Below are 20,930 nucleotides of genomic sequence, written 5' to 3'. Positions count from 1 at the left end.
GTTATAGCGTTCCAACGCCCCCCTCATCTGGAAGGAGTAGGACGATGAAATACGCACAGCTCGGCACCACAGGAGTCTTCGTCTCCCGCGTCTCGCTGGGAGCGATGAGCTTCGGCGGGCGTGGCTCACAGGTCTGGGAGGCGGTCGGCGCGCTGGACGTGAAGGACACCGACCACCTGGTGGGCACCGCGCTCGATCACGGGGTGAACCTCATCGACACCGCCGACGTGTACGGCGGGGGCGAGTCGGAGGAGCTCCTCGGCCAGGTGCTCGGGGCACGCCGCCGCGACGTGGTGCTCGCCACCAAGATGACCGCGCGGACGGCCTCCGGCCCCAACGACGTCGGCCAGTCCCGGCTGCACATCATGCGGTCGCTGGAGGACAGCCTGCGCAGGCTCCGTACCGACCACATCGACCTTTACCAGATCCACAACATCGACCCGATCACGCCCTTCGAGGAGTCCCTGTCCGCCCTCGACGACGCGGTGCGCCAGGGGAAGATCCGCTACATCGGCGCCTCCAACCTGACCGCCTGGCAGACGATGAAGGCCCTGGGCGTCTCCGAGCGGCGAGGATGGGCGCGGTTCGCCTCCCTGCAGGCCCAGTACTCGCTCGCGGCGCGCGACATCGAACGCGAGATCCTCCCCCTGCTCCAGGACCAGAGGCTCGGCCTGCTGGTCTGGAGCCCGCTGGCCGCCGGCCTGCTGTCCGGGAAGTTCGACCGCACCGGCACGAGTGACGGCGGGGCACGCCGCAACCAGTTCCAGTTCCCGCCGGTGAACCTGGAGCGCGCGTACGACGTCATCGACGTCCTGCGCGAGGTGGCGGCCCGCCACGAGGTCGGCGTGGCCCGCGTCGCGCTCGCCTGGGTGCTCTCGCGCCCCGGTGTGAGCAGCGTCATCATCGGCGCCAAGCGCCCGGAGCAGCTCACCGAGAACCTCGCCGCCGTCGAGCTTGAGCTCACCGAGCGGGATCTCACCGAGCTGGACGCCGCCAGCGCGCTCCCGGTCGAATACCCCGGCTGGATCCAGGCCGACCACTCCGACCGCTTCCCCGGGCAGGGTGCGTGGGAGTTCACCCCGCAGAGTTGACCCTGACACCCTGGCAGGGCGTATAAAAGGATCATGAGCGACACCCTCGCCGACCGTCTCGCCCTCGGCATGGAGCAGGGCCGGCTGCCCGACCTCCACGCCGTGGTCGCCCTCCGCCGTGACAGGGTGATCCTTGAGTACTACGGCGAGGGTGAGGATTTCCGGCTGAACGAGCCGCTCGGCCGGGTGCGGTTCACGCCCGACACGCTCCACGACGTCCGCTCGATCACCAAGAGCGTCGTCGGCCTCCTGTACGGCATCGCCCTCGCCGACGGCCGGGTGCCGGAGCCGCGCGAGTCGCTGCTACGGCACTTCCCCGAGTACCCGGACCTCGCCGAGGATCCCCGGCGAGCCGCGCTCACGGTCGAGCACGCGCTCACCATGACGCTCGGCCTGGAATGGGACGAGAGCGCCCCCTACACGAGCGCGGCCAACAGCGAGATCGCGATGGAGCTGGCCCCCGACCGTTTCCGCTACATCCTGGAGCGGCGGATCGTGGACGAGCCGGGCAGCCGGCGGTCCTACTGCGGAGGCGCTTCGGCGCTGGTGGCACGGCTCATCGAGAAGGGCACCGGCCAAGCGGTGCAGGACTACGCGCGTGCCAGGCTGTTCGAGCCGCTGGGGATCACGCGCTTCGAGTGGTCGACCGGCGAGGACGGGGTGGCCCTGGCCGCCTCCGGGCTGCGGCTGACCCCTCGCGACCTTCTCGCGATCGGGCGGCTCGTGCGCGACGGGGGCGGCGGCGTCGTCCCGTCGTCCTGGCTGGAGACGGCGCTGCGCCCGCACGTGCGGATCGACGAGGGGTCCCACTACGGCTACCACTGGTACGTGGGCGACACGTGGACGGGCGGGTTCGGCAACGGCGGCCAGCGGATCCACGTGGCGCCCGCACTGGACCTGGTGGTCGCCATCACCGCGGGACAGTACAACGGGCCCGACCAGTCGACCGCCTCGGTCGTGCTCGACGAGGTGATCCTGGCGGGCATCGGGCGCTGAACCGCGTGACCGGCGCGACCGGCGCGACCGGCGCGACCGGCCGTACGGTTACGGGTTCTTCGCCCGTGCGCGCTGCGTGATCGTGTTCCTCACGATCCACAGGACGCTCTGGTGGATCGCCACCCCGGCGGCGACGTTGAGCACTCCCAGCGCTGCCGCCGTCACCAGTGAACCGTCGAGTCCGATCGCGTCGCCGGCCAGGAGCACGGCGGGCCAGAACACGGCGGCGGCGAGGAGGGAGACCCGCCACCATCGCCCGAAGACCAGGCCGAACAGGATCATGGTTGGTATCACGATTCACGCCCTTCGCAATGATCTGCCGACATTTTCATCATGACCTCGCGGCACCGGTTCTAAGCCCGCGAGATCGGTTCGATCGCCGTACCGGCCGGGATTTCTCGCCGCAAAGGCCACTTCCCGGTTCAAGCTCGCCCGCGCGGTTCACCGGCGGCTTCCACTGCCGCGTCCCGTCTGATGCCCGGTGGAGCGCCCGGGGCGCGAGGAGTGCCGGTGCGAGCGGTGCGGAGCCTTGGGAGGCCGTGCCTTGGGAATCCGGGAGCGTTGTTCCCCGCGAGCCTTCGGACGGCGCTCGGCGGGTGCCTCCGAGCGGCGGACGTATACGGGAACGCCCGGCTGGAGGAACCGGTAGAGGTCGAGGGCGTTGTGCAGCGGGACCCGGACACAGCCGTGGGACGCGGGGTAGCGGGGGACGAGGGTGGAGCCGTGGATGGCGATGCCGCCGTTGAAGTAGACGGGGTAGAACATCGACCCCAGGATCCCGGTGGACCAGCCGGGAACCCGCGCTCCCACCCGGTAGTCGCCGAGCGGGGTCGCGGCGAACCCGCAGTGGCCCTTCTCGCAGTACGACCTGCGGGCACCGGTCGAGATGTGGGTCACCAGCACGGGTTTCCCGCCTCTCCACGCCGTGAGGAGCTGGCGCCGTAGATCGATCTCGGTCCTTTCCGGCTCCCCGTACGACACCAGAGGCCTGACACGACGGGGGTGCAGGAGGGCCTGCCAGGTCGGCTGGTCGATCCTGTCGACGGGTTTCAACCCGTTCGCCTTCTGAAAGGCCCATACGGTCATGCGCAGAGCGGGGTCATACGTGGGGCTGAGATTTCCCGGGGGGAACCCCAAATCTTTAAGCCTTTTCTTCGCGTTGTGCACCTCTATTCCCCTGCTGCCTGCTTTGAGGGTCGTGAATTGATCCGGCAGGGGGACGTGCTGGGAATCGGGGGCGGGGTCGGCCACGGCGTGCGTGACGCTGAAGGGGAGGGTTGTGACCAGGGCGAAGACGGTGCTGGTGATCAGGGAGCGTTGAACTGTGCTTCGCATATGTGACGTCTATCCGCCGACGGGTGCGATCAACCCTGTAATGCTACTTGCCGGGGAGTAAGACTTATACATCCGCGTGCGGTTCAAGGATTATCTCGGGAGAATTTTCCCCAGAAAATATGCGCATATTTCCGGGCGGCGTTATGTGGCGATATTCACTAAATACTTCTGAAGCCGTTGGACGTGCTCAGTGGGATTCAGCGGGACTCGGCGGGAGGGCGGCGGAGACGCGAGTAGCGGGCCGTCCGGTCGCGGGTGCGGAAGCCCAGTGCCTCGTACAGTCGAGCGGGCACCGGATACCCCGCGTCCCCCCGAGGGCGGACGATCGCGGTGGTCGCTCCCGCCTCCCCGAGCCGGTGCAGCGCGTGCAGGCAGACCGCGCGGGCCAGCCCCATCCGCCGGAAGTCAGGGTGCGTGCCGACCGGCTCCAGCTCCCCGACGCCGTTGGCGTCGTCCAGCCAGATCAGGCAGTACGACGCCAGGCGGCCGTCCGGCGCCTCGACGACGCGGTCCAGCTCGCGCCGGTAGGGCCACGCGCCCATGACGTTGCGGTAGCTCTCCTCGGTGACCGACGAGGGAGCGAACGCCGACCGGTGCACGGCCACCCGCGCGGGCACGTCCTCCTCGCCGCGCACGTGGCGCGCGACGAAGCCGGGAGGCGCCTCGGGTTCCGGCAGGTCACGCAGGTCGCGTGACATGTGCAGCAGGAAGGGCGCGTCCGCGGGCTCCCGCCGGTAGCCGTGCCGGGACAGGACCGCGGCGAGTCGCCTCTCGCCCTCCAGGATGGTCACCCCCGCTTCGTCGCCGGTGGCCACACCGCGGAACCAGTCGAGCACCTCGTCCGCCAGCTCGGGATGCGCCGGATGCACGAACATCTCCAGCTCGCCCGGAGGCGTCGCCCAGCCCCACGCCAGGGTGTCACCGTCGCGCTCCCACAGCGCCGTCGGCCACTCCGACTCCCGCCCCACGTGCTGGAACCTGCTCCAGGCGAGGCCTCCGACATGCGGCCGGACGCCGGGATCCCAGGTCGCCCGTACGAGTTCCTGCATCTTGCGCAGGTCGGCGGCGCCCTCGTAGGGGCGTACGGTGACGTCACCCATCGGTCTCACGTCCCTTCCGCGGGCGGTTCCGGCCGGGAGCGCCCGCACGACCGGACACAGGCCCGCTGAACCACTGACCCCGCTGAACCACCGAGCGTGCGGATCGCCGAACCGCCGGATCCCGTACCGCGTATTCTCGCGCCGCTTCTCGCCGCCGCGCGAAGCGATTGATTCACGTGAAACCTTCGCCGATGTCCGGGGAAGGCCACCCCGCCCCACCTCCGCCCGCGAGCCGCCCGCGAACCTCCGCCCGAACCGGCCTCCGCACGGAGGCGGGCGCACGAAGCGACCCCGTACGACTTCGTGCTGATTCGTACGGCGAGGAGACATGGTGGCGCCCTCGCGGAGCGTCTTGGGGGGTGACCGCAGGACAACCGGCAAGAGGGAGAATCCCGGACTGCCGTCTTCACGGACCGCTGACCCCGTCCCTCTCGCGGGCCGCTCTCGTGACGCACGTCGCGGGAGCGGCCCGCGCGGAGTCCGGGTGAGCGCAGGCCGATCAGCTCAGCCGGATGACGCCCTTGGAGACCCTGATCTTCTTACGGGCCAGCGGCCGCTTGGCGGGGCCCCTGGCCACCGAGCCGTCGGCGATCCGGAACTTGCTGCCGTGGCAGGGGCAGTTGATGGTCCCGCCGCGGATGGTCGAGACCGGGCAGCCCTGGTGCGTGCACTTCGCGCTGAAGGCGCGGAAGGTTCCCTTCTTCGGCTGGGTGACCACCCAGGTGCCCTTGATGATCCGGCCGCCGCCGACCGGAATGCTGCTGGTCTTGGCCAGGATGGGACCGGCGGTCTCCTCGGTGTCCTCGGAAGCCTCGGCGGGGCGGACCCATGCGGTGGCCGACGCGATCGCGGCGGCGGCGCCGCCCGCGAGAGCACGGAAGATCATTAAGCGACGGGTGGGGGCGGGCATGGCGGGCCTCCTGGGGAGTGAAGGGGTCCGTGATAGATCACGTGTGTGGTTCATATCACAGGAAAGCGGGCCTGAAGCCACGCTCCTCGATCATTCCCCGCGACACGCAGGCTGCCGCCGTGCCGTACCGCGATGTCCCTGGCGATGGCCAGCCCGAGACCCGCACCGCCCGCGTCCCTGTCCCTGGCCTCGTCCAGCCGGGTGAACCGGTCGAAGACCGCCTCGTGGTGCTCGGCGGGAATGCCCGGTCCGTCGTCGAGCACGTCGAGCACCGCCTCGCCGCCGTCCGTGGCCAGCCGGACGGTGACCGCGGAACTCGCGTGGCGCACGGCGTTGTCCACCAGATTGGCCACCAGACGGCGCAGCTGCCCGGCGGAGCCGAGGATCACGGTGTCGGCCGCCACCTCCAGCGTGACCTCGATCTCCGGCCTGGGACGCGACCTGGCCGCCTCCTCGGCGGTCACCTGGCCGAGGTCCACCTCCTCGTGACAGATGGGCTCCCCGGCGTCCAGGCGGGCGAGCAGGAGGAGATCGGAGGTGAGGGCCTGGATCCGCTCCACGTCGGTGAGCGCCTCGGCCGCCAGCGGTCCCGGCCGGGCAAGCTCCAGGCGGGTCCGCAGGATGGCCAGCGGGCTGCGGAGTTCGTGGGCCGCGTCGGCGACGAAGCGCTTGTGCCGGCTGACCGCCAGTTCGAGGCGGTCGAGCGTACGGTTCATGGTCTCGGCGAGGCGGGCGATCTCGTCACGCGACCTGGGGACGGGGACTCGCCGGTGCAGGTCGCTGGCGGTGATGTCGGCCATCTCGGCGCGGATGGCCGAGACCGGCGCCAGCGCCCGGCCGACGGCGAGCCAGGTGAGGGCGGCGACCAGCAGGAGCAACGCGGGAATACCGGGAAGCAGCAGGCCACGCAGGGTCGTCAGAGCATCGGCGGTGGGTTCGAGTGAGGCCCTGGCCTGGACGAACAGCGTGCCGTTGGCGGTGTCCACGGGCATCGTGGCCAGGGCGAAGGACTCGCCGGGCGCCCATCGGGCCACCTCGGCGGGCCGGAGCGCGGCTCCGCCCGCGGTGTTCTGGACAGCTGCCGGGGGTGGCGCGGCCTTCCCGCCGGACGACCGGACGGCGGCCGGGGCCGGGCCGGAGAGTGTCGGGACAGCCGGCGCGGGGGCCGTGAAGATCTTGACGTCGGGGTCCAGGAGAGCAGGCTCCGAGTGCCAGGCGGCCCCGGTCCGCGCTCTGGTGACGGTCACCACGGTGGCCGACGGAGCGTCGACCGTCCACGCGGGAGACGCCGGGGCGCCGGCCGACGTGGCGTCGATCGACGAGGCGTCGAGCATCACCGTGCCGCCGGCGAGAACGTCCGCGGTGGCGCCGGCGCGGCGGGCGGCCTCGTCGGAGGCGCTCCGGGTCAGGCTCCCCGTCAGCACGCCGACGAGCACCGACGCCGCCACACCCAGCGCGACCGCGACGATGGCGGTCGCCGCGAGGGTCGCCCGGAGCCGTACCGACAGGCGCGACGCCATCTCAGGCCTCCAGCCGGTAGCCGGCGCCGCGTACGGTCACCAGCGACGAGCGGCCGAACGGAGAGTCGATCTTGCGGCGGAGCGCGCTGACGTAGACCTCGACGATGTTCGGGTCGCCGTCGTAGGCGAAGTCCCACGCTTGGGCCAGCAACTCGCCCTTGGAGACCACCTCGCCCTGCCTGCGCGCCAGGCCGTGCAGGACCGCGAACTCCTTGGGCGTGAGGGAGATCTCCACCTCGCCGCGGCGGCAGCGAAGCCCCGCCGGATCGACGGTCAGATCGCCGACCGCGATGGACACCGGCCTCGCCCTGCCGCCCCTGCGTACCAGCGCGCGCAACCGGGCGAGCAGCACCACGTAGGAGAACGGTTTGGACAGGAAGTCGTCCGCGCCCGTGTCCAGGGCCTCGGCCTCGTCGTGCACGCCGTCCTTGGCGGTGAGCATCAGGATCGGCGTCCAGTTCTCCGCGTCGCGGAGCTTGGCACAGACGGCGTAGCCGTTCATCCGGGGCAGCATGACGTCGAGCACGATCACGTCGTACGGGTTCTCGGTCGCCATCCACAGCCCGTCGCGGCCGTCGTACGCGACGTCGACGGCGAATCCCTCGCCCGCCAGCCCCTCCTTCAGGAGGTGGGCCAGGCGCTTCTCGTCATCAACCAGTAGCACGCGCATGTCGCCCAGCCTGCCGTACCCCGCCTAAAGCCAACCTGAAGACGATTTCCGGCGCCTTCAGGCTGGGTTCAGGCAACGGGCGGGAGCCTGTGGTCTCCAGAACGGCATGCCGGTCCGCTCACCAGTCCACCTGCCGTATCCGTCCGCCGACTCGTCTGACAAGGAGAACATCCATGCGCATCCGCATGCTCGCCGCCGCCGTGGTGACCGCGGGGGCTCTGATGGCCACGCTGACCGGAGCCGCCAGTGCCGACACACCCACCCCCGCCCCTCTTCCCAAGGACGGTGTCGTGATCGTCGACTGCGAGGGGGGCGGCCAGGTGACCCTGACGACGCGCCGGCTCACCGAGGCCGAGCGCGAGAAGCTGGAGAAGGAGGGATCCGCTCTCGCGGTTCCCGCCGTCCCAGCCGTGCCGTCCGGACAGGCCGGTGAGCTCGGGAAGCCCGAGGCCGGACGCGTCACGATCGCCGAGGACATCCTGGCGGTGCGGCCGGACGCCGAGCCGCCCGCCCTGCCCGAGGGCGCGATCCCGCCCAAGAGGATCAGGGTCATGGCCGCGCCCGCCCTTCCCGAAGGCGCTCAGAAGCCGGGGGAGCCCGGGGAGGTGGCCACGCTCTCCACGGCCGTGCCCGCTCCCGAGGGGGCCGGGATCACCGAGATCAGGGTGACGGGCAAGCACCCGGAAGGCGACGTGCCCACCGTCACCTGCGTCAGGAAGGCCGGCGAGAAGGCCGAGGAGGAGTGACCTCGGGGACACCCCGGCGAGCCCGGGGCGTCCCCGCGAAGACCTGCGAACCGGCCGGGGCATCCGTGCGGGAATGACCCCGGCCGGTTCGCAGCAGGCCCGGAAACGACTCCGGCCGGTTCATCGCCGGCTCGGAGGCGATCCGGGAAACCCGCGGGGAGATCCGTGCGGGGGCCGGTCCCCGGGGGACGACGTGTCACGTGCGGGGGCCGATCCCCGGGGGACGACCGGTCACGTGCGGGGGTCAGCCCCCGGGGAAGGACGGGTGCGGGCCCAGGGCCCAGTACTCGTACAACCCGTAGCCGATCCGGCCGTCGTACTCGAAGCGGCCGACCGCGTCGACCATGCCCCACATCCTGGGGGCGTCCTCGGGCAGCGTGTGGGTGACGCCCTGGACCACCGGGCCGGGACCCTGGTACATGCCGTGCTTCCAATCCGATTCCAGGCCATATCCGGTGCCCACCATCAGGTGCACCGGGAGAATCGGGACGCAGCGCAGGTCGAAGGGTTTCCCGCCCGGCGGGGAGAAGGAGATCGTCGCCTCGCGCACCTCCCGGGTGCCGTCCACGTACGTCGGGCGGTACTCGGGACGGCCGAGATACTCCTCCTCACCCTCCCTCGGAGAGCCGAACCCCCACACGCGCACCGCCTCCTCCAGCACCCGGCGGCCCTTCTCGTCCTCCTGGACGATGCACAGGATGGCGTGGTCGTCGAACTGGACGGGCGCGTAGAGCCAGTAGAAGGTGCCCGCGTTGCGCGCCTGGATGCCGGGGGGCTCGGGCTCGCCGACCGGGCGGATGCCCCACGAGCGGTCGCGGGTGCCCTGCCAGCGATCAGGGGTGACCTCGACGCGCTCGTCGCCGACCAGGATGTGCCCGGTCCACCGGCCGGTCTGGGCCATCCGGGAGGAGTCGAACACCACGCGCTCCTGCCAGCGCAGGAAGTGCCGGGGTTCCAGGGTGGCCGGTACGGTGCCCTCCCAGGTGAGGTCGAAGGACAGGCCGTGCTCCGTGGGGTCGAGCACCACCCGCAGCCGCCGGAGGCCCTCGATCACCTCGACCCTGAACGGGCCGACCCGCGTGTCCATCCGGTCGCCGCCGAGTTCCCGGGAGGCCCGGACCACGCGGTGCAGGTTCCGGTACCGCACGCAGGCGAACGCGTCGGTGACACCGAGGTTGGGATACTGGCCGAGGCCGACGATGAGCATCAGCTCGTCGGACCCGGCGTGGCAGTTGAAGTAGTACCGGTCGTAGAAGTTGCGGTCCGACGTCGTGACGTGCCGCATGACCTCTGGCGACTGGTGGACGGGATGGTCGTCGAGGGGCGACAGCGTCATCGGTGCTCCTTGGGTCAGAGGAACACGTTCTAACAAGCGCTTGGTGATCGGTCAATGGACGCCCGCGCGGGAGTTCAACGGACGTTCGCGCAGGAGTTCAACGGACGTTCGCGCAGGAGGGTTCGATCGACTCCGCACGGGAGTACGGCCCGCACCTTCGCGGTGCGGGCCGTACTCCCGGCAGTCGCCGTGGCCGTACCCGGCCGTACGCCGTGTTCGTGCCACCGACCGGCACTCACGTGACCGGCCGGTGCTCCGATCCCTAGGGCAGTTTCTTGGAGGTGTGCTCCGCCCTGGAGTCGGCCTTGGCACCGACCTCGTCGGCCTTCGTCGCGGCGTCATCCGCCGTGTCGGAGACCTTCCCGGCCACCGCCTCCGTCTTCTGCCCCACCCACTGGGACGCGTCGGAGGCGCTTTCCTTCAGCGTGTCCGCCCATTGGTCGGCGTTCCTGCGGTACAGGACATAACCCGCCGCCGCGATCGCGACGCCCGCGAAGAGCAGGATCATGGGTGTCTTCCTGGATTTCGCGGGAGTGGGATCGATCCTCGCGGCGGCCTGGGACAGCGCGGCGCTGATCTTCGGCGCGAGCTGCTCCTCGAACGAGTGCGCGGCGGCGTCAAGCCTGGGTGCCGCCCACCCGCGTGCCACAATGATCTTCTCGCTGGCCACGTCACGAGCCTGACCGGCCACTTCACGGGCCTGACCGGCCATCTCTCGGGCGTGACCGGCCACATCGCGAGCCTGGACGGCCATGTCATGAGCATGATGACTGGCCGCGTCACGGGCGTGGCCGGCCATTGGGCCGACCCGATCCGCGGCTCGGACGGCCTGAGCCTTCACGTGGCGCAGCCGCCTTTCCGGTGCCACGATCTTCATGTGGCGCTTTCCAAACAGTGCTAGAGGCACAACAACCTCCCCATTCGTTGGGGCCCCGTCGCCACCCCTTCCCGCTCGAAGGCGGCTCAATCATGACGGCCCGTGGGAGGATGCTTGGGGATGCGGCTGCGGCCGAAATCGTCAAAGTGCCATAAAAGCAATACGTTGCACAGGTATTCCTACGAACTGAAGGGGGCAGTCCGATCATGGCTGAGAAGTTGATCGCGAACCTCAACACCAACCGCGGTAGCGTGAAGGTCCAGCTCTTCCCGGATCACGCGCCCAAGACCGTGAGGAACTTCGTCGAGCTCGCCGAGGGCACCCGCGAGTGGGTGCACCCGGAGACCGGCCAGAAGTCCAACGCCAAGCTGTACGACGGCACGATCTTCCACCGGGTCATCTCCGGATTCATGATCCAGGGCGGCGACCCGCTGGGCCAGGGTGTCGGCGGTCCCGGCTACAAGTTCGACGACGAGATCCACCCGGACCTCTACTTCAACCGCCCGTACCTGCTCGCCATGGCCAACGCCGGCGTCCAGTTCGGCCGCGGCACCAACGGCTCGCAGTTCTTCGTCACGGTGGTTCCCACGCCGCACCTCAACGGCAAGCACACCATCTTCGGTGAGGTGATCGAGGGCCAGGACGTCGTCGACGCCATCGCCAAGACCGACACCGACGCCCGTGACCGTCCCACGGAGCCCGTGGTGCTGGAGTCGGTGACCATCGAGCGCGTCCAGGGCTGATCTCTCGCACGGCGGCCTCCTCCGGAGGCCGCCGTTCGCGTTCCCGCACGTCCTCTTCCTCACCCCGCCCCCCGAGCCCTGCCCTTCACGGGTGTACGGGTGCTCGGGATCGTGAATAGGCTGGCAGTCTGTGGATAACAGAACGCTCGAAGGGGCCAGCCACACACATGACCACCCAGCCGTCCAACGAGCCCGACACCGTTGTCCCCACCTGCTACCGGCATCCAGGGCGTGAGACCTACGTCCGCTGCCAGCGGTGCGACCGTCCCATCTGCCCCGACTGCATGCGCGACGCCGCGGTGGGCTTCCAGTGTCCCGAGTGCGTGGCCGAGGGCAACAAGGGCATGCGGCAGGCGCAGTCCGTGTTCGGCGGCCGGGCGGTCACCACGCCCCGGGTGACCTGGGCACTGCTGGTCGTCAACGTCCTGGCGTACGCCGCCGAGACCGCGAACACCAGCTGGGTGCTGAACAACTTCATGATGAGCGCCTATCACGTCGGCTATCAGGGCGAGTGGTGGCGCCTGATCACCGGCGCCTTCCTGCACCAGCCGCTGGGGGCCGGCGGCTTTGCCCTGACCCACATCGTGTTCAACATGTGGGCGCTCTACGCCATCGGCCCCGAGCTGGAGCGGCGCCTCGGGTCGGCCAGGTTCCTGGCCCTGTATCTCCTCGCCGCGCTCGGCGGTTCCGTCGCGGTCTACCTGTTCGGCATCGCCGCGGTCGGCGCCTCGGGCGCGATCTACGGCATGTTCGGCGCGCTGTTCGTGCTCGCCAGGAAGCTCGGCTACAACGCCCAGGGCGTGCTCTGGCTGATCGGTGCCAACGCTGTGATCACCTTCGTGATCCCCGGCATCAGCTGGCAGGGCCACCTCGGCGGCCTGATCACCGGTGCCCTGGTCGCCGCGGTCTTCGCCTTCGCCCCGGCCAGGAACCGCAGCGCAATCCAGTGGGGAGGTTGCGCGGCGGTGCTGATCGTCCTGGTCGCGCTGTTGCTGGGGCTGCCGCCGTTCGCCGTTCAGGCCGAACTCGGGATCTTCGGTTGATCCACACCCTGATGCTTCCCCAGGGTGTGGACAATCCCTGTGGAAAAGCTAGCGCCAGCGGGTGGAAAGGATCACCCCGAGGATGATGAACGCGAACCCGACCAGCAGATTCCAGTTCTGGAGCGTGCCGAGGAGGGGAGCGGTGGGCGCCACGTAGTAGACGGCGATCCACAGGATGCCGACGATCCAGCAGGTCACCATGGCCGGCGCCAACCAGCGTGGGCTGATCTTGACCTGCTGTGAGGTCTGCGGCGGGGTGTAGACCGGCTTCTTGCGAGTCTTGGGCTTGGGCACTGGGGTTCTTCTCCTGCGTCAACCCTGCGCGATCTGGATCGTGCGCAGGCCGTGTCGATTAGCGTAGTCGCTAGTGGATGAAGTTCCGTGTAAGGATAGTCTGCGCAGGTGGACCATGGCGATTCCGTGGGGCACCATCCTGTGGCAAATGTTGCGCCGGACCCGTGATCCGGCCCGCCGCGGAGGCCTTTTCCGTCACTAGCCTGACCCCATGAGAGCGACGCTGAGGGTTCTGGGCGACCTGAGCGTCACCGCGGGGCTGGTCATCCTCCTCTTCTGCGCCTACCTGCTGTGGGGCACCGGCTCCTACACCGCCGGGCAGCAGGCGCTGCTGCGCGACGAACTCCTGGGAGAGGAGATCCCGCCGGGCGGGGAGGCCGGAGGCCGGCGGGGAGAGCCGCCGGGGCCGATCCGGCTGGGCGGGGCGGTGGCGATGCTGGCGATTCCCAGGCTCGGGGACGACTACCGGTACGCCATCGTGGAAGGCGTCGACCAGGATCGGCTGCGGATGGGCCCCGGCCACTATCCCGGCACTGCCATGCCAGGAGAAATCGGTAATTTCGTTCTTTCGGGCCATCGGACCACCTACGCCGCACCTTTCAACCGCATCGACGAGCTCCGCCGGGGCGATCTCATCCTGGTCGACGCCCGCGAGGCCCGCTACACCTACCGCGTCACCGGCAGGCGCGTCGTCGACCCCGGCGAGGTCAGCGTGATCGCCCCGGTTCCCGGCCGGCCGGGCCGCGAGCCGACCAGAGCGCTGATCACCCTGTCCACCTGCCACCCGGAGTACTCGGCGGCCCTGCGGCTCATCGTCTCGGGGGAGCTGGCGGGGCGTGAGGACCGCCTCGAGCGGTCCGGGTAGACCTCGAACAGGAGCCGGATAGACCCCGGACAGGAAGGCCCGGGCAGACGCCCCGGACGCGAAGGAGGTCCCATGTACGGCTGGATCTGGCGAATGCTTCCCGGAAACCTCGTGACCAGGGGATTCGCCGCCCTGGTGCTGGCCGGGCTGGTCGCGGCCGTACTCTGGTATGTCGTGTTCCCTTGGATCGAACCTCGCGCCTCCCTCGACCTGACCACCGTGGGCCGATGAGCCGCGTCCTGGTCGTCGACAACCACGACAGCTTCGTCCACACCATCGTCCAGTATCTCCGCGAGCTCGGCGCCACCTGCGACGTGCGCCCGCGCGACCTGGTCGCGGTCGAGGACGCCCGTGGCTTCGACGGGGTCCTGATCAGCCCCGGCCCCGGCACCCCTGAGGACGCGGGGGTGAGCGTCCCGCTCGTCGGCCACTGCGAGGCCCATGGCATCCCGCTGCTCGGCGTCTGCCTGGGACACCAGGCCATCGCCATCTCCCACGGGGCGACCGTGGGGCGGGCGCCCGAACTGGTGCACGGCCGTACCAGCGCGATCTCGCACGACGGGCGCGGTGTCTTCTCCGGCCTGCCGTCACCGGCGACCATGACGCGCTACCACTCGCTGGCGGTCCTGCCCGGGACGGTACCCGAGATCCTTGAGGTCACCGCGACCAGTGACGATGGGGTGATCATGGGTTTGCGCCACCGTGCCGCCCCCGTCGAGGGCGTGCAGTTCCACCCCGAATCGGTGATCTCGGAACACGGTCACCGGCTGCTCGGAAACTGGTTGGAAAGATTGTTGTAACGCGAAGACCATCCTGGACGATTGACCAGTGAGAGTCCTTCCGCCATCGCCCCCGAGTGGCGGAAGGACTCTTCCCCGTTTCCGGGTCTTGCGAGCCTCCCGGTTCTCCGGTTCCCGTCTCCCGGTTCTCCGGTTCCCGTCTCCCGGATCCTCCGGCCGGAAACCGGGTGACGACGTCGCGCACGCCGGACGCCGCACACATCGAACGCCGCGAGACCCCGACGCCGCGAAAGCCGGGAGAACGCGAGAACGGCCAAGGACGCAGGAACGGGCGCGGGCGAGAAAGGAAAGAGGCCCCCGCGCGGTCGCGGGGGCCTCCGTCAGGTGCTCCGGTCAGTTCCCGTCGCCGGGCGGCGCCTCATCGAAGATCGTGCCGTCGTCGGGCTCTGTGGGCGTGTCCTCCGTCGGCTCCTCGGGAATGGTCGGCTGCTCCTCGGGGAAGGTCGGCTCCTCGGTCGGCTCGGGCGGTGCCCCGCTCGACACGATCAGCGTGATGGTCGTCCCCTGCTGGTACTTGCCGCCCGCCTCGGGAGACTGGCTCAGCACGGTGTCCTTGGGCAGGTCGCTCGGCTGCGGGACGACCTTCCACTTGAAGCCCGCCTCCTTGAGCGCGTTCTTGGCGTCCCCGACCGTGAGGTTCACCACGGCCGGGACCTCCATCGCCTCCTTGGGGACGTAGATCCGGACGGTGCTGCCCTTGTTGGCCTTCTTGCCCGGCGCGGGCACGGTCTCGAAGACGATGCCCTGCTTGCGGCTGGAGGGCTTGGTCTGCAGGTTGACCTCGAAGCCGGCGTCCTCAAGGGTCTTCGTGGCGTCCTCGGCGCTCATGTTGAGCACGGTGGGCACCTCGACCTTCTCGATCCCCTTGGAGACCTTGAGCGTCACCTCGGTGCCCTTGTCGACCTCGTGGTCGGCCGACGGGTCGCTCTCGATCACCGAGCCCTTGGGGATCTCCTCGTCGAACGCGTCGACGACCTTCACCTTCAGGCCGAGGTCCGTGAGCCTCTTGGTCGCCGCCTCCACGGTCTGCGAGACCAGCGGCGGAATCTTCACCTTGCCGCTGGTGGTGGGGGTGCCCGGCGAGCTGAGGAACATGTAGCCGACGCCGATGAAGGCACCGATGACCAGCAGCGGGATGAGGATCCACGCCGCGGTCTTGACCGCGGTGTTCCCGCCGCTCTGCTGCCGGCGACGGCCGCCCCCGCCGGTGCGCGGGCCGCCGCCCTCCTCGCCGTACTCGTACGCCGGGACGGCGGTGGTGCGCTGGGTGGCCGGGCCGCCCGGACCGCCGGGGCCCGGAGCCTGCATCGTCCGGGTGGCCGAGCCGTAGGAGTTGTTGGCGCTCAGCGCCATCGTCTGGGCGTCCGTCGGGATGCCGGACATCGCCCGCTGGATGTCGGCCCGCATCTCCCCGGCGCTCTGGTAGCGGTGCGCCGGGTCCTTGGCCATCGCCTTGAGCACGATGGCGTCGGCCCACTGGGGAATGTCGCGGTCGATCTGCGACGGCGGGATCGGGTCCTCGCGCACGTGCTGGTAGGCGATCGCGACCGGCGAGTCACCGGTGAACGGCGGCTGCCCGGTCAGCAGCTCGTACAGCACGCAGCCGGTGGAGTAGAGGTCGCTGCGGGCGTCGACCCGCTCGCCCCTGGCCTGCTCCGGCGAGAGGTACTGGGCGGTGCCGATCACCTGGGCGGTCTGCGTCATGGTCGCGGCCGAGTCGGCCATCGCGCGGGCGATGCCGAAGTCCATGACCTTCACGTCGCCGTTGCGAGTGATCATGATGTTCGCGGGCTTGATGTCGCGGTGGACGATGCCGCCGCGGTGGCTGTAGTCCAGCGCCCGCAGGATCCCGTCGACCAGCTCGGCGGCGCGCTCGGGCAGCAGCCGCCGGTCGGCCCGCAGCAGGTCGCGCAGCGTGCGGCCGTCGACGTACTCCATCACGATGTAGGGCACCGGCGCGCCCTCGGAGACGTCCTCGCCGGTGTCGTAGACCGCGACGATGGACGGGTGGTTCAGTGACGCGGCGGACTGCGCCTCACGGCGGAAACGCGCCTGGAAGATGTGGTCCCTGGCCAGGTCCGCGCGAAGGGTCTTGATGGCGACGATCCGATCCAGCCGGATGTCTCGGGCGCGATAGACCTCGGCCATGCCGCCACGCCCGACGACGCCGTCAAGCTCGTAGCGATCGCCGAGGCGTCGGGGCTGAGTCATTTCCTGCACTGTCCCTTACCGTTCATCTTGGGTGCCGGTGAGCTCTTGGGCCACCGGTGTCCATCATCGACCCGTTGCCGCATCACGTCTCCTCATTCGGCGGGTCTGTGTCACCGGGTTCAGGAGTTGTGCTCGGTGTGAGGCTCGGTGTCACCGTCGGGGTGGTTGGTGTCGGGGTGGGAGTCGTCGGGCTGGGGCTGGGTGGTGGCGACGTACTCGGCCTTGCGGTGGGCGTGGCCGATGTGCTTACCGTAGCCGACGGCGTGACCGAGGGGCGGGCCGACTTCGTCGGTGAGAGCGGCGGTCTGCTCGTCGGAGGCTTGCTTTTCGTCGGCCGTGCGCTCGGCGACGTGGTCGCCGGGCTCGACCGTACGACCGGCTCTCCCGGCTCGCTGTCACCGGGCTGGTTCGTCAGCTCGTGGACCGCCAGGGCACCAAGCCCGACCGCGGCGGCGCACCCCGCGACCGTGGCGACGATCACCGTCGTCCTGCGCAGGCCGCGGCGCCCGCGACGCGCCGGGACGGCACCCGGCGGAGTCGTGCCCGCGCCGGATCCCGCACCGGAATTTCCGCCCGCCCCGGAGCCCGCGCCCTGACCGGGACCCGCCGCCGGGCCCGCGGCGTCCCGGCCGGGCTCGGGCCGGAGGGGGACGGCGAGGGCGGAGGTGACCTCCTGGGGCCACTCGCTCGCGGGCTCCGCGCGCCAGCCCACCGGGTCGGTGAGCATGCCCAGACCGGTGGCACCGGTGGCGGTCAGCGCGTCGAGCAGCATGTCCGCCCGTTCCGACAGCTCCCTGGCACCGGCCGGGCGCCGCAGCGGATCCTTGGCCAGGCACGCCATGACCAGGTCGCGGACCGCCGGCGGGATCCACTCCGGCAGCGGCGGCGGGGGTTCGCCGATGTGCATGAGCGCGATCGCCACCTGCGTCTCGGCGCGGAACGGCGCCTGCCCGGTCAGGCACTCGTAGGCGACCACACCGAGCGAGTAGATGTCGGTGGCGGGCGTGAGCGGGTCGCCGGACGCCTGCTCGGGGCTGACGTACTGCGCGGTGCCCATCAGGATGCCCGTCTGGGTGACCGGCACCGCCTCCAGCGCCCTGGCGATGCCGAAGTCTGTGATCTTTATCACGCCCGCCTCGGTCACCAGAAGGTTCCCGGGCTTGATGTCCCTGTGGATGATCCCCGCGCGGTGCGCGGCGTGCAGGCCCATGGCGGTCTGGCGGACCACGTCGAGGGTGATCTCGGGGCTCAGCGCGCCGTCGCGGGCCAGGATGCCGGCCAGGGACTGCCCGGGCACCAGCTCCATCACCAGGTAGGCGACGCCGCCGCCCTCGCCGTAGTCGAAGACCTGCGCGATGCCCGGATCGGACAGCCCGGCCGCGATGCGCGCCTCGGAGCGGAACCGCAGGCGGAAGGCCGGATCCTCCGCCACGTGCGGGCGCAGCAGCTTCACCGCGACCTCGCGGCCGAGGAGCTCGTCCTTGGCTCGCCACACCTCACCCATGCCGCCCGACGCGATCCGCCCCAGCGGGCGGTACCGGCCCCCGAGCAACGCGGTCATCTACCCAGCACCGCTTCCATCACGCTCTTGGCGATCGGGGCCGCGGTCTGACCGCCGGAGGCGTCGCTGCCGGCGCTCCCGGACTCGACGATCAGCGCGACGGCGACCTTGGGGTCCTCCGCGGGGGCGAAGGAGATGAACCACGCGTGCGGGTCACGGCCCTGGGCGGTCTCCGCGGTGCCGGTCTTGCCGCCGACCGTCACGCCCGGGATCTGCGCCGCGCTCGCCGTGCCCTTGTTGACGACGTTGACCATCATCTCCTGGAGCTTGCGCGCGCTGTCCTCGCTCATCGCGGTGTCCAGCTCGTCGGGGTCGGCGCTCGCGACCTCACCGCCCTCGGAGTCGGCGATCTTGTTCACCAGGTACGGCTTCATGACCACGCCGTTGTTGGCGATACCGGCGGCGATCATGGCCATCTGCAGCGGGGTCATCTGGTTGCTGCGCTGGCCGATCGAGGCCTGGGCGAGGGCCGCCTGGTCCTCCTCGGGGCCGATGCTGCTGGGCGCCACCGGCATCGGGATCGCCAGCTGCTCGCCGCCGATGCCGAACTTGGCCGCCTGGTCGCGCAGCGCCTCGTAGCCGAGGTCCATCGCGATCTTGCCGAACGGGGTGTTGCAGGACTTCTCCAGCGCGAACGACAGCGTCACCCGCCCGGCGCCGCACGCCGCACCGCCGTAGTTGGGCAGGTCGGCGGTGGTGTTGGGCAGGTCGAGCCGCTGCGGGGCGTCGACCTGGGTCTCCGGGCCCACGGTGTCGTCGCTCTCCAGGTAGGCGGCCGCGGTGACCACCTTGAAGGTCGAGCCCGGCGGGTAGGTGCGCTCGACCGCCCGGTTCAGCAGCGGCGTGTTCTCGTCCTTCTCCAGTTTCTTGGAGGCCGCGTTCACCTCGGCCTTGTTGGGCTTGGACAGCGGGTTGGGGTCGTAGGTGGGGATCGAGACCATCGCGAGGATCGCCCCGGTCTTCGGCTCGATCGCGACCAGCGCGCCCTTCTTGCCGCTCTCGCCCAGCGCCTTGTACGCCGCCTCCTGCGCCCTGGGGTTGATCGTCAGGTCGACGTTGGCGCCCTTGCTCTGCTTGGCGGTGAACAGGTCGATGCTGCGCCGGATCAGCAGGTCGGCGCTCGTCCCGTTGAGGAGGCTGTTCTCGGCCCGTTCGATGTTGCTCTGGCTCTCGGGCGCGAAGAACCCGGTGATGGGCGCGTAGACCTTGCCCTCGGGATAGCGCCGCTCGAAGCGGAACTCGGGGTCGCCGGTGTCGACCGACTCGGCGAGGACCTTGTCGCCCGCGGTGATGCGACCGCGCTCGACCTCGTACTGCGCGTAGAAGTTGCGGGTGTTGCGCGAGTCCTTGCGCAGGTCCTCCGCGCGCACGGCCTGCAGGTAGTTCACATTGATCATGAGCAGGCCGAACATGAGCAGGCAGGCAAGGGCGGCGCGCTTGAGGGGACCGTTCATCGCTGGAACACCTGCGTCATTCCTTCGTCCTGGATGGCCTGGGGCGGAGGCTTCCTCGCCGTATCCGACATGCGTACCAGCAGCGCGATAAGGATCCAGTTAGCCAGCAGCGCCGATCCTCCCTGGGACATGAACGGGGTGACCAGGCCGGTCAGCGGGATCAGGTTGGTCACGCCGCCCACGATGATGAAGACCTGCCAGGCGAGGATGAACGACAGGCCTCCCGCGAGCAGCTTGGAGAACGGCTCGCGGGCCGCGATCGAGGTGCGCAGGCCGCGCTCCACCAGCAGCGCGTAGACCATCAGCAGGGCCATCAGCCCGGTCAGGCCGAGCTCCTCGCCGGCGGCGGTGAAGATGAAGTCGGAGAAGGCCAGCGGGATCTCGTCGGGGTGGCCCTGGCCGAGGCCGGTGCCGAGCACGCCGCCCTGCCCCATGGCGAACAGGCCCTGCATGAGCTGGAAGCTGCCGCCGAACTCGCGGTCGTACAGCGCCGGGTTCTCCGGGTCGAGGAAGACCTCGAAGCGGGCCGCGACGTGGTCGAAGAGCAGCCCCGCCAGGACCGCTCCACCGACGAAGAGCAGGATGCCGATGAGCACCCACGAGGTGCGCTGGGTGGCGATGTAGAGCATCGCGATGAACGTGCCGAAGATCAGCAGCGAGGAGCCGAGGTCCTTCTGCAGGATCAGCACGCCGAGGCTGAGGCCCCAGGTGATGAGCACCGGGCCCAGGTCGCGGGCCCGGGGCAGGTCGATGAAGAGCAGCCGCCGCCCGGCCAGGGCGAGCACGTCGCGCTTGGCGACCAGGTAGCCGGCGAAGAAGATGACCAGGGCGAGCTTGGTGAACTCCGCGGGCTGGAGGGTGAAGCCGGCGATGCCGATCCAGATGCGGGCGCCGTTGATCTCCTGGCCGATGAACGGCAGCAGCGGCGAGACCAGCAGCGCCAGGCCGACGGCGCCCATGGTGTAGGTCAGACGCTGCAGCGCGCGGTGGTCGCGCAGCACGATCAGCGTCACGGAGAACATGACGACCCCGACCGCGGTCCACATCAGCTGGTTGGTGGCCGAGGCCCCCGGCATGCCGGACGCCTCGAGGCGGTAGATGATCACCAGTCCGATGCCGTTGACCAGCGTCACCAGCGGCAGGATCAGCGGGTCGGCCCAGGGCGCGAACCTGGCCAGCACCAGGTAGGCGGCGAGCATGAGGCCGCCCAGGCTGAGGCCGTAGGTGACCATTCCCGCCGGGATCTGCTTGTCGAGGGCCAACCCCACGTTGGCGTACGCCAGCATCACGATGGCGACCGCGAATGCGAGCATCGCCAACTGGGCCACCCGCCGTTTGGCGGGAAGCGGGACCGGCTCTGCGCTAGGGGTGCTCATGT

21 protein-coding genes are annotated in these 20,930 nt (G+C 70.0%); 8 read left to right on the top strand and 13 right to left on the bottom strand.

Features of this window, described 5'->3' with window-relative positions:
* The first annotated feature begins 44 nt into the window (after window positions 1–44).
* Window positions 45–1,091 carry an aldo/keto reductase gene (locus ACTOQ1_RS21625; RefSeq protein WP_440069698.1) on the top strand — a complete coding sequence of 349 codons (1,047 nt, stop codon included), beginning with the start codon at window positions 45–47 and terminating at the stop codon, window positions 1,089–1,091.
* Between the two features lie 33 nt (window positions 1,092–1,124).
* A complete protein-coding gene (locus tag ACTOQ1_RS21620) occupies window positions 1,125–2,087 on the top strand; it encodes a serine hydrolase domain-containing protein (protein ID WP_440069697.1) in 963 nt (320 codons plus the stop codon).
* A gap of 48 nt (window positions 2,088–2,135) precedes the next feature.
* On the opposite strand, the gene ACTOQ1_RS21615 is transcribed toward ACTOQ1_RS21620, so the two are convergent.
* The 6 genes from ACTOQ1_RS21615 to ACTOQ1_RS21590 all read right to left on the bottom strand — a co-directional run bounded on the left by ACTOQ1_RS21615 (window position 2,136) and on the right by ACTOQ1_RS21590 (window position 7,622).
* Complete coding sequence (locus ACTOQ1_RS21615) at window positions 2,136–2,381, bottom strand: hypothetical protein (protein ID WP_440069696.1); 246 nt, start codon at window positions 2,379–2,381, stop codon at window positions 2,136–2,138.
* A 147-nt stretch (window positions 2,382–2,528) separates the two neighbouring features.
* A complete protein-coding gene (locus tag ACTOQ1_RS21610) occupies window positions 2,529–3,422 on the bottom strand; it encodes a L,D-transpeptidase family protein (protein ID WP_440069694.1) in 894 nt (297 codons plus the stop codon).
* Window positions 3,423–3,619: 197 nt separating this feature from the next.
* Window positions 3,620–4,522, bottom strand: coding sequence for a GNAT family N-acetyltransferase (locus tag ACTOQ1_RS21605; RefSeq protein WP_440069692.1), 903 nt, complete (start codon window positions 4,520–4,522; stop codon window positions 3,620–3,622).
* Between the two features lie 499 nt (window positions 4,523–5,021).
* Window positions 5,022–5,432: a Rieske (2Fe-2S) protein gene (locus ACTOQ1_RS21600; protein ID WP_440069690.1), complete on the bottom strand. Its 411-nt coding sequence runs from the start codon at window positions 5,430–5,432 to the stop codon at window positions 5,022–5,024.
* Between the two features lie 50 nt (window positions 5,433–5,482).
* Complete coding sequence (locus ACTOQ1_RS21595) at window positions 5,483–6,952, bottom strand: ATP-binding protein (protein ID WP_440069688.1); 1,470 nt, start codon at window positions 6,950–6,952, stop codon at window positions 5,483–5,485.
* A gap of 1 nt (window position 6,953) precedes the next feature.
* A complete protein-coding gene (locus ACTOQ1_RS21590) occupies window positions 6,954–7,622 on the bottom strand; it encodes a response regulator transcription factor (protein ID WP_440069686.1) in 669 nt (222 codons plus the stop codon).
* A gap of 173 nt (window positions 7,623–7,795) precedes the next feature.
* On the opposite strand from ACTOQ1_RS21590, the gene ACTOQ1_RS21585 reads away from it, so the two are divergent.
* Entirely contained in the window at window positions 7,796–8,368 is a 573-nt protein-coding gene (locus tag ACTOQ1_RS21585; RefSeq protein ID WP_440069685.1) for a hypothetical protein, read from the top strand.
* A gap of 244 nt (window positions 8,369–8,612) precedes the next feature.
* Here the strand turns inward: ACTOQ1_RS21585 and ACTOQ1_RS21580 are convergent, their stop codons facing one another.
* Window positions 8,613–9,704, bottom strand: coding sequence for a hypothetical protein (locus ACTOQ1_RS21580; protein ID WP_440069684.1), 1,092 nt, complete (start codon window positions 9,702–9,704; stop codon window positions 8,613–8,615).
* 262 nt (window positions 9,705–9,966) lie between these two features.
* Window positions 9,967–10,458 (bottom strand): hypothetical protein, encoded by a 492-nt coding sequence (locus tag ACTOQ1_RS21575; RefSeq protein WP_362842555.1) that lies wholly within the window; start codon window positions 10,456–10,458, stop codon window positions 9,967–9,969.
* 329 nt (window positions 10,459–10,787) lie between these two features.
* Between ACTOQ1_RS21575 and ACTOQ1_RS21570 the strand changes: the two genes are divergently transcribed.
* On the top strand, window positions 10,788–11,324 hold the full coding sequence (locus ACTOQ1_RS21570) for a peptidylprolyl isomerase (RefSeq protein ID WP_440069682.1): 537 nt from the start codon (window positions 10,788–10,790) through the stop codon (window positions 11,322–11,324).
* Window positions 11,325–11,491: 167 nt separating this feature from the next.
* Window positions 11,492–12,367, top strand: coding sequence for a rhomboid family intramembrane serine protease (locus ACTOQ1_RS21565; protein ID WP_440069680.1), 876 nt, complete (start codon window positions 11,492–11,494; stop codon window positions 12,365–12,367).
* Between the two features lie 48 nt (window positions 12,368–12,415).
* On the opposite strand, the gene ACTOQ1_RS21560 is transcribed toward ACTOQ1_RS21565, so the two are convergent.
* Window positions 12,416–12,661 (bottom strand): cell division protein CrgA, encoded by a 246-nt coding sequence (locus ACTOQ1_RS21560; RefSeq protein ID WP_440069678.1) that lies wholly within the window; start codon window positions 12,659–12,661, stop codon window positions 12,416–12,418.
* 211 nt (window positions 12,662–12,872) lie between these two features.
* Between ACTOQ1_RS21560 and ACTOQ1_RS21555 the strand changes: the two genes are divergently transcribed.
* The 3 genes from ACTOQ1_RS21555 to ACTOQ1_RS21545 all read left to right on the top strand — a co-directional run bounded on the left by ACTOQ1_RS21555 (window position 12,873) and on the right by ACTOQ1_RS21545 (window position 14,326).
* Complete coding sequence (locus tag ACTOQ1_RS21555; protein ID WP_440069676.1) at window positions 12,873–13,526, top strand: class E sortase; 654 nt, start codon at window positions 12,873–12,875, stop codon at window positions 13,524–13,526.
* A gap of 72 nt (window positions 13,527–13,598) precedes the next feature.
* Complete coding sequence (locus tag ACTOQ1_RS21550) at window positions 13,599–13,757, top strand: hypothetical protein (protein WP_440069674.1); 159 nt, start codon at window positions 13,599–13,601, stop codon at window positions 13,755–13,757.
* Window positions 13,754–14,326, top strand: coding sequence for an anthranilate synthase component II (locus ACTOQ1_RS21545; protein ID WP_440069673.1), 573 nt, complete (start codon window positions 13,754–13,756; stop codon window positions 14,324–14,326). Before ACTOQ1_RS21550 ends, ACTOQ1_RS21545 begins: the two co-directional genes overlap by 4 nt.
* Before the next feature lie 333 nt (window positions 14,327–14,659).
* On the opposite strand, the gene pknB is transcribed toward ACTOQ1_RS21545, so the two are convergent.
* The 4 genes from pknB to ACTOQ1_RS21525 all read right to left on the bottom strand — a co-directional run bounded on the left by pknB (window position 14,660) and on the right by ACTOQ1_RS21525 (window position 20,928).
* Window positions 14,660–16,537 (bottom strand): Stk1 family PASTA domain-containing Ser/Thr kinase, encoded by a 1,878-nt coding sequence (gene pknB / locus ACTOQ1_RS21540; protein ID WP_440069671.1) that lies wholly within the window; start codon window positions 16,535–16,537, stop codon window positions 14,660–14,662.
* 82 nt (window positions 16,538–16,619) lie between these two features.
* Window positions 16,620–18,098, bottom strand: coding sequence for a serine/threonine-protein kinase (locus ACTOQ1_RS21535; protein WP_440069669.1), 1,479 nt, complete (start codon window positions 18,096–18,098; stop codon window positions 16,620–16,622).
* On the bottom strand, window positions 18,095–19,552 hold the full coding sequence (locus tag ACTOQ1_RS21530; protein ID WP_440069667.1) for a peptidoglycan D,D-transpeptidase FtsI family protein: 1,458 nt from the start codon (window positions 19,550–19,552) through the stop codon (window positions 18,095–18,097). The genes ACTOQ1_RS21535 and ACTOQ1_RS21530 overlap by 4 nt, the downstream gene beginning before the upstream one ends.
* The gene (locus ACTOQ1_RS21525) at window positions 19,549–20,928 is read right to left on the bottom strand and encodes an FtsW/RodA/SpoVE family cell cycle protein (RefSeq protein ID WP_440069665.1); all 1,380 of its coding nucleotides are present in this window, start codon (window positions 20,926–20,928) and stop codon (window positions 19,549–19,551) included. The genes ACTOQ1_RS21530 and ACTOQ1_RS21525 overlap by 4 nt, the downstream gene beginning before the upstream one ends.
* Window positions 20,929–20,930 lie beyond the last annotated feature (2 nt).

Origin of the sequence: Streptosporangium sp. OZ121 (assembly GCF_051918885.1) — a bacterium.
Lineage (GTDB): Bacteria > Actinomycetota > Actinomycetes > Streptosporangiales > Streptosporangiaceae > Streptosporangium.
Note: the sequence above shows the minus strand (reverse complement) of the source record. Positions and strands in the feature narration are given on the sequence as shown.